The 13020-nt window shown below is 43.6% G+C and carries 14 protein-coding genes; 13 read left to right on the top strand and 1 reads right to left on the bottom strand.

Translation table 11 applies throughout. The features are described 5' to 3' along the window. The 3 genes from CVN76_RS04615 to CVN76_RS04625 form a co-directional block, all read left to right on the top strand. Window positions 1-203 (top strand): methylmalonyl-CoA mutase (locus tag CVN76_RS04615; protein WP_157805520.1); only part of this gene is annotated, 203 nt, incomplete at its 5' end. 495 nt (window positions 204-698) lie between these two features. After that, window positions 699-1295 carry a DNA-directed RNA polymerase subunit delta gene (gene rpoE / locus CVN76_RS04620; protein WP_332850606.1) on the top strand — a complete coding sequence of 199 codons (597 nt, stop codon included), beginning with the start codon at window positions 699-701 and terminating at the stop codon, window positions 1293-1295. Between the two features lie 410 nt (window positions 1296-1705). Beyond that, window positions 1706-3313 carry a CTP synthase gene (locus tag CVN76_RS04625; protein ID WP_100530470.1) on the top strand — a complete coding sequence of 536 codons (1608 nt, stop codon included), beginning with the start codon at window positions 1706-1708 and terminating at the stop codon, window positions 3311-3313. Between the two features lie 298 nt (window positions 3314-3611). On the opposite strand, the gene CVN76_RS04630 is transcribed toward CVN76_RS04625, so the two are convergent. Further along, a complete protein-coding gene (locus CVN76_RS04630) occupies window positions 3612-4145 on the bottom strand; it encodes a DUF2529 domain-containing protein (RefSeq protein ID WP_100530471.1) in 534 nt (177 codons plus the stop codon). 281 nt (window positions 4146-4426) lie between these two features. Between CVN76_RS04630 and CVN76_RS04635 the strand changes: the two genes are divergently transcribed. The 10 genes from CVN76_RS04635 to CVN76_RS04680 form a co-directional block, all read left to right on the top strand. After that, window positions 4427-4798, top strand: coding sequence for a response regulator (locus CVN76_RS04635; protein ID WP_053348452.1), 372 nt, complete (start codon window positions 4427-4429; stop codon window positions 4796-4798). Between the two features lie 246 nt (window positions 4799-5044). Beyond that, window positions 5045-5902 carry a class II fructose-bisphosphate aldolase gene (locus CVN76_RS04640; protein ID WP_100530472.1) on the top strand — a complete coding sequence of 286 codons (858 nt, stop codon included), beginning with the start codon at window positions 5045-5047 and terminating at the stop codon, window positions 5900-5902. A gap of 189 nt (window positions 5903-6091) precedes the next feature. After that, the gene (gene fsa / locus CVN76_RS04645; RefSeq protein ID WP_061141809.1) at window positions 6092-6742 is read left to right on the top strand and encodes a fructose-6-phosphate aldolase; all 651 of its coding nucleotides are present in this window, start codon (window positions 6092-6094) and stop codon (window positions 6740-6742) included. A gap of 211 nt (window positions 6743-6953) precedes the next feature. Continuing rightward, on the top strand, window positions 6954-8237 hold the full coding sequence (locus tag CVN76_RS04650) for a UDP-N-acetylglucosamine 1-carboxyvinyltransferase (RefSeq protein ID WP_061141296.1): 1284 nt from the start codon (window positions 6954-6956) through the stop codon (window positions 8235-8237). Between the two features lie 97 nt (window positions 8238-8334). Continuing rightward, window positions 8335-9297, top strand: coding sequence for a class II fructose-bisphosphatase (gene glpX / locus CVN76_RS04655; RefSeq protein WP_061141295.1), 963 nt, complete (start codon window positions 8335-8337; stop codon window positions 9295-9297). 326 nt (window positions 9298-9623) lie between these two features. After that, window positions 9624-10913: a transcription termination factor Rho gene (rho, locus tag CVN76_RS04660; protein WP_061141294.1), complete on the top strand. Its 1290-nt coding sequence runs from the start codon at window positions 9624-9626 to the stop codon at window positions 10911-10913. Between the two features lie 150 nt (window positions 10914-11063). Beyond that, on the top strand, window positions 11064-11264 hold the full coding sequence (rpmE, locus tag CVN76_RS04665; RefSeq protein ID WP_053348458.1) for a 50S ribosomal protein L31: 201 nt from the start codon (window positions 11064-11066) through the stop codon (window positions 11262-11264). A gap of 138 nt (window positions 11265-11402) precedes the next feature. Beyond that, complete coding sequence (locus tag CVN76_RS04670; RefSeq protein ID WP_061141292.1) at window positions 11403-12008, top strand: thymidine kinase; 606 nt, start codon at window positions 11403-11405, stop codon at window positions 12006-12008. Between the two features lie 181 nt (window positions 12009-12189). Continuing rightward, the gene (locus CVN76_RS04675; RefSeq protein WP_100530473.1) at window positions 12190-12645 is read left to right on the top strand and encodes a hypothetical protein; all 456 of its coding nucleotides are present in this window, start codon (window positions 12190-12192) and stop codon (window positions 12643-12645) included. Window positions 12646-12804: 159 nt separating this feature from the next. Beyond that, on the top strand, window positions 12805-13020 hold a 216-nt coding region (locus CVN76_RS04680), incomplete at its 3' end, for a PCRF domain-containing protein (protein ID WP_157805521.1).

A 13020-nucleotide genomic window follows, 5' to 3' on the forward strand; every position in this document is an offset into this window, starting at 1 on the left:
AGGAAGGGCAAATCAAAAACTTGCGAGCATTTCAGGAAAGAAATAAGCAGTTCACTGATGAAGCGCTAACCAGGCTGAAGGCTGCGGCCATGAATGGTGACAATATTTTTGCCGAGCTCATGAATTGTGTGAAAGTGGCTAGCCTTGGCCAGATAACCCGTGCGCTATATGATGTAGGCGGGCAATATCGCAGAAATATGTAAGGATGGGCAGATGGGACTCCGTATTGAAGGGGTCCCTTTTTCTCAATAACGATGCCCCCTTTTTTTGGAAAAATGTAAATTTCCCCTTATAATAATTTGGAAAAGGGGCAAAAATGATGAATCAGCCCATTGGAGCTGAATGAACCTGAAAATGCTCGAATTAATAATTGGTTCCTTTTTGCCATCATTCTTTTATTTGAACTGTATGAGTATCGATTGGGTACCATCTTTTTTTTCATCATATCGTTTGCCTTTTTTTACGGCAGCTTATCGTCAAAAATCGCAGAAAGAAAGTAAATGACCAAGCACTCCCCGCAGCAGGGGCATTAAGGTAAATCTGTGAAAGTATCAGATAGAACTAGCATAAACCCATTTGGATTGTTTATAATGGAGTATATGTCTAGCAGGAATTGTCGTTATTTTATCGAAATACTGTTTTAGATTATTTTTTTATGTGAAAAAACACGGAAGCCAGTGTTTGAATAGAGAAGGGAAGTGCGGAATTTGAGTTTAAAACAATACTCAAAAGAGCAATTATTGGAAATGTCCTTAATAGAGATGGCATATGATTTGTTAGTGGAAAGAAATGAACCGATTCCATTCAAAGACCTAGTCAGTGAGTTAGCTTCGCTGCATCATTTATCCAAAGCTGAAGTGGCAAAAAAAATTGCCCAATTCTACACGGATTTAAATGTGGATGGCCGTTTCACTTCACTTGGTGACAACCGTTGGGGATTGAAAACATGGTACCCGGTTGATCAAATCGAAGAAGAAGTCGTCCATGTCGTTAAACCGAAAAAGAAAAAGAAAGCGAAAAAGGCTGCTGTCGTTATCGATGATTTCGATGAGCTTGATGATGAAGATCTTGATTTCGATGAAGATGTCGATGATCTGGACGAGGATGAGGATGACGACGATGATGATGATATCCTAGGTTCTCCAGTTATCGATGAAGTCCTTTTGGATGATGACGTGGAAGATGATGACGATTTGGAAGAAGAAATAATTGAAGACGATGCATTTGTCCTGGAAGACGATGAGGACGAAGATGAAGAGGAAGAAGAGCTAGATGAAGAGAACGAAAATAAATAATCGCCCTTGACTTTTTGAGGCGAAATTTGTAGAATCATTTTTGGGCTCCTTTAAAAAGGACACAATGATTAAATTATATCGCTCCCTTACTTTTTTTGTAAGCGGAGCGTTTTTGTTTTTAATGATGGAATGGATAAATGACATCATTTTTTTATTTTTAAAAATGATTTCTCGTAGAATTGTAAAAACTATGGAGAACATATTTATGTTTTACTGTCATTTGCGGAAGTTTAACCTTGTTCATGCATCGTGCATGACTCTCACTAAAGACCTTTAAGTGATTAATGGCATACCGCTTTACGTCTTTTGGCTTTTGACCGCTAATTTGGCGGTGTATTGGTGCAAGTTCCAGTTTACCTGTATATCAAGCACCAGGATCGGAAGAAAACATTCTATTAGGAGGATATGAGATGACAAAATATATTTTTGTGACAGGTGGAGTAGTTTCTTCCTTAGGAAAAGGGATAACGGCCGCTTCTTTAGGAAGACTTTTGAAAAATAGGGGATTGAATGTGACGATCCAAAAATTTGACCCGTATATCAACTTGGATCCAGGTACGATGAGTCCATACCAACACGGTGAAGTGTTCGTTACGGATGATGGCGCGGAGACGGATTTGGACCTAGGTCACTATGAGCGGTTCATCGATATCAACCTTGGCAAACACAGCAATGTGACAACAGGGAAAATTTATTCAACCGTCCTTAGAAAAGAACGCCGCGGCGACTATTTGGGCGGAACGGTACAAGTCATCCCCCACATCACGAATGAAATTAAAGAGCGGGTTTTCCGTTCAGGCAATGAAACGAATGCGGATATCGTCATTACGGAAATCGGCGGTACTGTAGGGGATATCGAATCCCTTCCATTCCTTGAAGCGATTCGCCAAATCAAAAGTGATATCGGAATCAACAATGTTATGTATATTCACTGTACACTTGTCCCTTATATTAAAGCTGCTGGTGAAATGAAAACGAAACCGACACAGCATAGCGTAAAGGAATTGCGCAGCCTCGGCATTCAGCCGAACATCATCGTTGCACGTACAGAAAGCCCGATCTCACAAGATATGAAGGATAAAATTGCTTTATTCTGCGATATCGATAAAAAGTCGGTTATCGAATGTCTGGATGCAGATACGCTTTACTCCATCCCGCTTGCCCTTCAAGCGCAAAATATGGACCAAATCGTTTGCGATCACTTGAAATTGGATTGCAACGAGGCGGATATGGAAGATTGGAAGGAACTAGTCAAAAAAGTCACTTCTTTATCGAAGAAAACGAAAATTGCGCTTGTCGGAAAATATGTGGAGCTGCAAGATGCTTATCTTTCTGTAGTGGAAGCACTTAAGCACGCAGGCTATGCGTTTGACGCCGATGTCGAAATCGACTGGGTCAATTCGGAAGACGTAACGAAAGAAAATGTTGCTGAGCTTCTTCAAGATGCAGACGGCATCCTTGTTCCTGGCGGTTTTGGAGATCGTGGCATCGAAGGGAAAATTGCTGCGACAGAATATGCCCGTACGACAAAAACACCTTTCTTCGGAATCTGTTTAGGTATGCAATTGGCGTCCATTGAATATGCGCGCAACGTTTTAGGATTGCCGGAAGCCCATTCTGCCGAGATTCAAGCGGATACTCCAGATCCAATCATCGATCTTCTTCCAGAACAAAAGGATGTAGAAGATTTGGGCGGTACACTTCGTCTTGGCTTATATCCATGTAAGCTTATCGAGGGCACCAAGGCTTACGAGGCTTATAATGACGAGGTTGTGTATGAACGTCACCGTCACCGTTATGAATTCAATAATCATTACCGTCAGGCGATGGAAGAGGCAGGATTCGTCTTCTCTGGAACAAGCCCAGATGGCCGTCTGGTCGAGATCGTTGAATTGAAAGATCATCCTTGGTTTGTGGCTTCTCAATTCCATCCGGAATTCACATCACGCCCTAACCGTCCACAGCCACTATTCCGTGACTTTGTCGGGATGTCCTTAAAGCGCAGCGAAAAACTTTAATAAATAAAAAAACAGCCTCTAAGGCTGTGTCAGACTGCAGGCAGACTCGATGAATAATGGAGCTTGCCTGCAGTTTTTTGTTTAGGTTTTGATGAAGGTCGTGTCTGCCCAGATGCAGCTGTCGGGTAAAGGTACAAAAAGCGCGTGAAAAAGCGCAATGTTCACGAAAACCGGCCTCAAATCTAATGCAAAGCCCAAATTCGCGAGTAAAGTGGCGGGGACTGTCCGCTTCGGTCCCATTGTAAATCAAAAAGGTATCGGGATAGATCATTCCGATACCTTTTGTAGTTCAAGAAGGTTAGTCTTCTTCATTTTTATATTCTTGTATAATTTCCTCGAGAGTGAATTTAATTCCGTAATAAGCGAAAAGGGCAGCAATGAGGGTGGGGTAGCCATAGCGGTTTCCAGCTTCATCGGGAATCAGTCCCCGGTGGATCCGTAAGTCGATATGTACGTCAGCCAGTTCCGTAAGAGAGTCCTCATCGGTCGCTGCGGAGGTGGAAACGGCGACAAAGGGTATATCTTTTTCCTTAAGGGCTTTGGCAAGCTTCAATGCTTCGCTATCATCGGAATTCCGGCTGAAAATAAGGAATCGATCTTCTCTTGAAATAATTTCGCCGTGTTCATATCTTTTTGCTTTCGGAAAGGGCTCTGCCCCGTCCATCGCCTCGGCCGTGACGCCTTGCATTTCACCAAAGCCTTGTATGAAGATGGAGCCATCCCCAACCGCGGCCTGAGCCAGCAGACGTCCGGCATCCTCCATTTCAAAGGCTTCATTATCCATCATTTTTTTAAATATACCGCTTAGCTGTGTCGAGAAAATTTTTAACATGATCAGGGACTCCTTTTAAAAAAATATTCCCTTTATTATAAAGGACTTTCCGCTGCATTGACAGGCTTCTGGATTTTTGGTCAGTCTGGATCGATTTGCTAAATAGGTCAGAAAAACCAAAAAATAAAAATTCCTTTTAGCTATGTGGCAGGAATTTTGTTACAATTATCGAATAGGAACATAGAATTCAAGTTTGTGAAAATGTGAAAGTAAATACATGTTTGGGTAATATGCCGGTTAGGCTGATATTTTTATAAATCGGGAAGAGGAGAGGTGATAAAATGTCAGGGAAGATATTGATAGTTGATGATCAATTCGGCATCCGTATTTTATTGAACGAGGTTTTACATAAAGAAGGGTATGATACATTTCAAGCCGCAAATGGAATCCAAGCCCTGGAAGTCCTGAATAATCATTCACCGGATCTTGTATTGCTCGATATGAAGATTCCTGGAATGGATGGAATAGAGATCCTGAAACGGATGAAAGTGGTCGATCCCGATATCCGAGTCATAATCATGACCGCTTATGGGGAACTTGATATGATTCAAGAAGCGAAAGATTTAGGGGCGATGACCCACTTTGCAAAACCTTTCGATATTGATGATATTAGAAAAGCGGTTCGTGAATACCTACCGATTCAGTCAAGCTGATGGTTTTGAACGGATGATACTATTGGCTATAGAATTGCCGCGGCTATCTTTTTCAAGATGTGCCGCGTTTTTTTGGAATAAATTTTAATGCTCGGGATAGTGTATTTGTTGCTGTTTTTTTGATGTATTGATATGCTACAAGAGGAAAGATATTCTGATCGATAAGCGTATGCTACTTCGATTTTAGGGAATATCTAGAAAGAAATAACTTTAACATAATTACACCCATCAGTAGGAGGAAATCAAATGCCTTTAGTTTCTATGAAAGATATGCTCAATAAAGCTCTTGAAGAAAAGTATGCAGTAGGTCAATTCAACATCAATAACCTGGAGTGGACTCAAGCTATTCTAGCTGCTGCGGAACAAGAAAAATCCCCGGTCATCCTTGGTGTTTCCGAAGGGGCTGCCCGTCATATGGGTGGTTTCAAAACGACTGTCATGATGGTTCAAGGTTTATTGGAAGATATGAAAATTACAGTTCCTGTGGCCATTCACCTTGACCATGGTTCAAGTTTTGATAAATGTAAAGAAGCGATCGAAGCTGGATTCACTTCAGTAATGATCGATGCGTCACATCATCCAATCGAGGAAAACATCGAAACGACGAAGAAGGTTGTTGAATTCGCCCATGCCCGTAATGTATCCGTTGAAGCGGAAGTAGGTACGGTTGGTGGACAAGAAGATGATGTAATCGCTGATGGCGTCGTGTACGCAGACCCTCAAGAATGTGAACAGTTAGTCAAAGAAACGAATGTCGATTGTTTCGCACCAGCATTGGGATCCGTTCATGGACCATACAAAGGTGAGCCGGATCTTGGCTATAAAGAAATGGAAGAGGTACGTGATTTAACGCAAAAACCACTAGTTCTTCATGGCGGGACAGGCATTCCGACGAAGGATATCCAAAAAGCGATTTCGCTTGGAACATCCAAAATCAACGTGAATACGGAAAATCAAATTGTATTCACGAAGGCTGTACGTGACGTCCTGAACAATGATTCTGAAGTGTATGATCCACGTAAATTCATGGTTCCTGGCCGTGACGCGATCAAAGAAACGGTCATTGGAAAAATCCGTGAATTCGGTTCCAACGGTAAAGCATAACATCACATCCGGCGTAGGGATCGAAACCCATATCTCTTGGATGATGAAGGCAATGACTCCATTGGTGGGATCTTCCCCCCAATGGTTTCTTTTAGATTCAGGATAAATGGGGTTTCTATTTTTTGAACAATTAGAATTCAAGGGGAATTTTAGAGAAAGAAAAAAACGATTACATATGGAGGGTATTTTATGAAATTCTTTATTGATACAGCAAACATGGAAGAAATCAGACAAGCGCATGAACTTGGCGTTTTAGCAGGAGTTACGACTAATCCGTCCCTAGTGGCAAGAGAAAAGGGCGTTTCCTTCCATGATCGTTTAAAGGAGATAACCAGCCTAGTGGAGGATTCCGTTTCTGCTGAGGTCATTGCGCTAGATTTTGAAGGAATGATGGCTGAAGCGAAGGAACTTGTTGCGATTGCGCCTAATATCACGATCAAGGTACCGATGACTCCGGATGGTTTAAAGGCTGTTGCTGCGCTGACGAAACAAGGTGTCAAAACAAACGTGACCCTTATTTTCAGTGCCAACCAAGCATTATTGGCAGCGAGGGCAGGAGCGACTTATGTATCGCCGTTTTTAGGGCGTTTGGATGATATCGGTCAAAATGGCCTGCATTTGATTTCGGACATTGCTGACATTTTTGCGATCCATGATATCAAGGCGGAAATCATTGCCGCTTCCATCCGCCACCCGATGCATATTACGGATGCTGCTCTTAAGGGAGCCCATATTGCAACGATTCCTTATAAAGTATTGATGCAATTATTCCACCATCCGTTGACTGACAAAGGAATCGAAGCGTTCTTGAAGGATTGGAATTCTCGTACAGAAGCATAATGCCTTACCGCTAAGTCGCTATAGATTGCATCGGTCGAATGGAAAATAACATATTTTAGAAATTTTTATCATTTTTTTACATGATTTTTCTACTTTTGTGTAAACTAAGAAACTAGATAGTAAATGTTGTCGGATTATGCAAATTTCTCGTGGAAAAATATTACTTTTTTGAAAGCGGCTTCTAAGTGCTTAGCGTGGAAGGGAGTTTATTATGGAAAAACTTAAAATTGCCGGTGGCTACCCTTTAAAGGGGAGCATTCGTGTCAGCGGAGCAAAAAATAGTGCGGTCGCCCTTATTCCTGCAACGATTTTAGCGGACTCACCTGTAACGATTGAAGGCTTGCCTGATATCTCGGATGTACAAATGCTAAAAGAGTTGATGGAGGAAATTGGCGGTGAGGTTTCCTTTGATGATGGAGAAATGACTGTCAATCCCAGCAGGATGATATCAATGCCTCTTCCCAATGGAAGAGTGAAGAAGTTGCGTGCCTCCTATTATTTAATGGGGGCGATGCTTGGTAAATTCAAAAAGGCAGTGATAGGCTTGCCAGGGGGCTGTCATTTGGGACCTCGCCCCATAGATCAGCACATCAAGGGTTTTGAAGCGCTGGGTGCACAAGTGACGAATGAACAGGGGGCCATTTACCTTAGGGCCGACGAGTTGAGGGGAGCACGCATCTATTTAGATGTCGTCAGTGTCGGGGCAACCATCAATATCATGCTTGCGGCCGTGTTGGCCAAAGGGCGAACCGTGATCGAGAATGCTGCGAAAGAGCCGGAAATCATTGATGTTGCCACTCTTTTAACCAATATGGGTGCAAAAATCAAAGGTGCCGGAACGGATATCATCCGCATTGACGGCGTCGAGAGCTTACATGGGTGCAGACATACCATCATACCAGACCGGATTGAGGCAGGGACCTTCATGATCTTGGCAGCTGCTGTCGGTGAAGGCATCTTGATCGATAATGTCATTCCCCAGCATTTGGAGTCATTGACAGCCAAAATGAGGGAGATGGGTATAAACATTGAAGCTGGCGACGACCAGATATTCGTCTCACCGGGTGAAAAATATAAAGCGGTTGATATCAAGACGCTGGTATATCCAGGATTCCCGACGGATCTCCAGCAGCCGTTCACGTCCCTTTTGACAAAAGCGAGCGGCTCCAGCATGGTGACCGATACGATATACGGGGCGCGCTTCAAGCATATCGATGAATTGCGCCGCATGAATGCAAAGATTAAGGTCGAGGGACGGGCAGGCATCATCGATGGTCCCGTTCAGCTTCACGGTGCAAAAGTGAAGGCGAGTGATTTACGTGCCGGAGCAGCTTTGGTAATTGCCGGCCTGATGGCTGAAGGGATCACCGAGGTGACGGGTCTTGAACATATAGATCGTGGTTATAGCCACCTAGTGGAGAAGCTTGCTGGATTAGGAGCAACGATCTGGCGTGAAGAAATGACACAAGAAGAAGTGGAGCAGCTTAAAAGCTGATCCCTTTTCTTGTTGCCTCACTGTGTTACATTATATGATATAATGTGTTATACTAATATATATAAATCATGCTAGTGTACATAAGGGGGAGCGGGAAATGGAAAGAAGTTTATCGATGGAGCTTGTTCGCGTAACGGAAGCGGCGGCCTTGAATTCTGCACGTTGGATGGGAAGAGGAAAGAAAGATGAAGCGGATGATGCGGCAACGAGTGCCATGCGCGATGTTTTCAATACGATTCCCATGCAAGGGACGGTTGTAATCGGTGAAGGGGAAATGGATGAAGCGCCGATGCTCTATATTGGCGAAAAGCTTGGTACCGGTCTCGGACCGCTAGTGGATGTTGCGGTCGACCCTTTGGAAGGGACGAATATCGTGGCATCGGGCGGCTGGAATGCATTAGCTGTATTGGCGATAGCGGACAAGGGGAACTTGCTGCACGCCCCTGACATGTATATGGATAAAATTGCCGTTGGTCCTGAGGCTGTGGGCCAGATCGATATCAATGCTTCTGTACTGGACAACCTTAAGGCCGTGGCAAAGGCAAAGAATAAAGATATCCAAGATGTCGTAGCAACGGTTTTGAATCGGGATCGTCACTCGAAGATCATTCACGAGCTTCGTGAGGCGGGAGCTCGGATCAAGTTGATCAATGATGGAGATGTAGCGGGTGCCATCAATACGGCCTTCGATCTTACTGGTGTTGATATCTTATTCGGTTCAGGCGGAGCTCCGGAGGGCGTCATTTCAGCCGTTGCCTTGAAATGCCTGGGCGGGGAAATCCAAGGCAAGCTTCTTCCGCAGAGTGATGAAGAAGTGGAACGCTGTGGGAAAATGGGTCTTGATCTAGGAAAGGTCCTCAGGATGGAAGACCTCGTTCGCGGAGATGACGCCATTTTTGCTGCAACAGGTGTGACTGATGGTGAACTTTTACGTGGTGTCCAATTCAAAGGGCATTACGGCGAGACGCAATCTGTAGTCATGCGCGCTAAATCTGGAACCGTTCGTTTCATTGATGGACGCCATAGTCTAAAAATTAAACCGAATGGTTTGATCGACTGAGGCATTTTTCAGAAAAAGTCCCCAGGGAAAGCGAGCGGTTTCATCGCTCGCTTTCTCTATAAAAAAATTTAAGTTGAATAATTAAAATAAAAAAAGTAAAATAAAGCTTGGTCTACTATTAATTGATTACTATATATAAAATCTGCCCTTTCACTCCAAACTTCTAGCAGCCTTCAAATCATTTTCTTCTTTACATGTAAAAATGTATCATCCTTTCTAAGAAAACTCTGGTCGGGTACATGGATTGCGGTTTTTCTTCCATCTAACAAACCATTTCTTTTTTTATATGGGTGAAAACGTTTAATTAATAAAAGTGTGGTGTCATAATGAATTTAACTATTTCTAATTTAGAAAACATGAAACTTAAGGATCTCTATGAGCACGCCCGTGAATATAAAGTTTCCTATTACAGCAAACTTTCAAAAAAGGAACTTATTTTCGCCATCCTGAAGGCGCAGGCCGAGCAGGATGGTCTCCTGTTCATGGAGGGCGTTCTTGAGATCATCCCTTCAGAGGGGTTCGGTTTCTTGCGGCCAATCAATTATTCTCCAAGCTCGGAGGATATTTATATTTCCGCTTCCCAAATCCGCAGATTCGATTTGCGCAATGGTGATAAGGTTTCCGGTAAGGTAAGGCCTCCGAAGGAAAATGAACGCTATTACGGATTGCTCCATGTCGAGGCCGTCAATGGCGATAATCCGGAGTCAGCGAAAGAGCGTGTTCATTTCCCGGGCTTAACACCGCTGTATCCAAACAGGCAAATCAAGCTGGAAACTACGCCCAAGAACCTATCGACTAGAATTATGGATGTCCTGGCACCGGTCGGTTTTGGCCAGCGCGGTCTGATTGTTGCACCGCCCAAGGCTGGGAAGACGATGCTCATCAAAGAAATTGCCAATGCGATAACCACGAACCATCCTGAATCGGAATTGATTGTCCTTTTGATCGATGAACGCCCGGAGGAAGTGACGGACATTGAACGTTCCGTTGCCGGTGACGTGGTTAGTTCAACGTTTGATGAAGTGCCGGAAAACCATATCAAGGTTGCGGAACTGGTGTTGGAACGAGCGATGCGCCTCGTCGAGCATAAGCGGGATGTCATCATCCTAATGGACAGCATCACCCGTCTGGCCCGAGCTTACAACCTTGTCATCCCGCCGAGCGGGCGTACGTTATCAGGGGGGATTGACCCTGCTGCCTTCCATCGCCCAAAACGCTTTTTCGGTGCGGCTAGGAATATCGAGGAAGGCGGCAGCTTGACGATCCTTGCTACGGCACTGGTGGATACCGGTTCAAGAATGGACGATGTCATTTATGAAGAATTCAAAGGCACTGGTAACATGGAGCTGCATTTAGACCGTGCCCTTGCTGAAAGACGCATCTTCCCGGCAATCGATATCCGCCGTTCAGGAACACGTAAAGAAGAGTTGCTAATTCCGAAAGATCGACTCGATAAACTATGGGCGATCAGGAAGACGATGTCAGACTCACCCGATTTCTCGGAGAAATTCCTTCGCCGTCTAAAACAGACAAAAGGCAATGAAGAATTCTTCAGTAAATTGGATGAAGAGATGTCCGAGAGGAAAAAGGGACCGGCAAGCATTAAACGTTCTTAAAACCGGGAAAGAAACAAACTGTTGCACAACTAGTTTTAAGTTGCTATAATGGGTTCATGTGTTTTTACAATAAATGTGAGGGTGTTTTAGACTCACCTTGAAGTATATAACTCTGTTTCGAATGATTCAGGGCAGAAGGAGCTGAAAAGAATGAAAACTGGAATTCATCCAAATTACAAGCTTTCAAAAGTATCTTGCTCTTGCGGAAACACTTTTGAAACTGGTTCAGTTAAAGAAGAGATCAAAGTTGAGACTTGTTCAGAGTGTCACCCATTCTATACTGGTCGTCAAAAATTCGCTGAAGCTGGCGGACGTGTTGATCGTTTCAACAAAAAATACGGTATTAAATAAGCCGGACTTTTTAAAAAACAGGCAAGTATTTTTCTTGCCTGTTTTTTCTTTTCTGTAAACAAGCAACAATTTATATAAAGCCGGGTCCACTTCAATTTTGGCCAATGGATCGACAGGTGGAAGGGAGTAGCTGTTTCCATGTATGTAATGAAACAAACAGGCTGGATCGAGCTTATTTGCGGAAGCATGTTTTCAGGTAAATCTGAGGAATTGATTAAACGAGTCAGCCGTGCTCAATTTGCCAAAGAGCAAATCGCTGTTTTTAAACCAGCTATAGATAATCGCTATGCGGAAGAGGCTGTCGTATCACATAATGGCTCTTCAGTGATGGCAAAGCCGATTGCCCATTCAACAGATATCTTTAAGTTTTTGGACAAGCCCCTGGATATCATTGCAATAGATGAAGTTCAATTTTTTGATCATGAAATTATCGGGGTTGCCCAGCATCTTGCGGACAGCGGTTATCGAGTGATTATGGCTGGACTCGATCAGGATTTCAGAGGTGAGCCATTCGGTCCTATGCCGGTTCTATTATCGTTAGCAGAGTCTGTGACTAAGCTGCAGGCTGTGTGTGAAGTGTGCGGATCACCTGCGAGCAGGACGCAGCGCTTGATTGATGGCAAGCCGGCCTCCTATGATGAGCCGATCATCCTTGTGGGTGCATCGGAATCATACGAGCCCCGCTGCCGTCATCATCATGAAGTTCCAGGTAAGCAGGAAGCTGGGATTAAAGAGCATATTTAAATCAAGGGTGCCCTATGGTCGAATCAGATCTTAGGGCGTTTTTTCATTGGAATGGAACATGCGAAGGACCGGTGATCCAGACCAATACATGGAAGGCGAACAAAAGATTAATTATAGTCCCATTTTGGGAAAGCTAACGAGGAAATGATCTTGTTGACCAACCAAAATGGAGGGTGAAAATATGAAATTGAAAATGATATGGATGGCGGTTATTGTGCTTACTGCACTGACGGCATGCGGTCCAAATGACAATGCAATCAATAATGAATCGGAATATGGCGATCAAAGCCGTGATGGCAAGGATTTTGTCGGCAGCGGTTTAAAGCATGTATCCAATAAGGATTGGGAAAATGAAGCGGAACGGCCTTCCGATCAGATCCTCAACACGCCTGATCATACATCCAACAATTCTCCATCCATGGGGCAGGAGATAGCTGTTATACGGGATGCCGTTAAGTCTGAAACGGAATATGAAGCAGGGTCGGTCTGGATTAACGGCAATACCATACATGTTACGGTCCATGACAAGGGTAAAATCAAGGACGATCACGAAAGAAATGAAGAAAAGAAGCGTCTGGAAGATCTGATTACGGGTGTGGTGCCTCAATACAAAATAGATGTTGAATTAAAGAAATGACCATATTCTTGAATCCTCTTTGACGTTGATTATTCACCTATACTATAATTAACCTAGAAGTGAACTGAGCTGGGACACTGAACGACTTATTTATAGTGAAAAAAGATGGATTACTTCCGATTCATATCGTTGAATCGGGAAATTTATGAGGTGAATGATTTGTTTGATCGATTGCAAGCAGTAGAAGATAGATATGAAAGATTGAATGAACTTTTAAGTGACCCGGAAATCATCAATGACTCCAAGAAATTAAGGGAATACTCCAAGGAGCAATCCGGCATTCAAGAAACCGCGTCGGCTTATAAGGAGTATAAAACGGTTCGTGAGCAACTCCAGGAAGCCAAGGCGATGCTTGATGACAAACTTGATGCGGAT

This window comes from Bacillus sp. mrc49 (genome assembly GCF_002803435.1).

Bases quoted from the DNA above. Each gene is read 5' to 3' on its own strand.
- CVN76_RS04625 (WP_100530470.1), top strand. From the start codon at position 1,706: ATGACAAAATATATTTTTGTGACAGGTGGAGTAGTTTCTTCCTTAGGA.
- CVN76_RS04630 (WP_100530471.1), bottom strand. From the start codon at position 4,145: ATGTTAAAAATTTTCTCGACACAGCTAAGCGGTATATTTAAAAAAATG.
- CVN76_RS04635 (WP_053348452.1), top strand. From the start codon at position 4,427: ATGTCAGGGAAGATATTGATAGTTGATGATCAATTCGGCATCCGTATT.
- CVN76_RS04640 (WP_100530472.1), top strand. From the start codon at position 5,045: ATGCCTTTAGTTTCTATGAAAGATATGCTCAATAAAGCTCTTGAAGAA.
- fsa (WP_061141809.1), top strand. From the start codon at position 6,092: ATGAAATTCTTTATTGATACAGCAAACATGGAAGAAATCAGACAAGCG.
- CVN76_RS04650 (WP_061141296.1), top strand. From the start codon at position 6,954: ATGGAAAAACTTAAAATTGCCGGTGGCTACCCTTTAAAGGGGAGCATT.
- glpX (WP_061141295.1), top strand. From the start codon at position 8,335: ATGGAAAGAAGTTTATCGATGGAGCTTGTTCGCGTAACGGAAGCGGCG.
- rho (WP_061141294.1), top strand. From the start codon at position 9,624: ATGAATTTAACTATTTCTAATTTAGAAAACATGAAACTTAAGGATCTC.
- rpmE (WP_053348458.1), top strand. From the start codon at position 11,064: ATGAAAACTGGAATTCATCCAAATTACAAGCTTTCAAAAGTATCTTGC.
- CVN76_RS04670 (WP_061141292.1), top strand. From the start codon at position 11,403: ATGTATGTAATGAAACAAACAGGCTGGATCGAGCTTATTTGCGGAAGC.
- CVN76_RS04675 (WP_100530473.1), top strand. From the start codon at position 12,190: ATGAAATTGAAAATGATATGGATGGCGGTTATTGTGCTTACTGCACTG.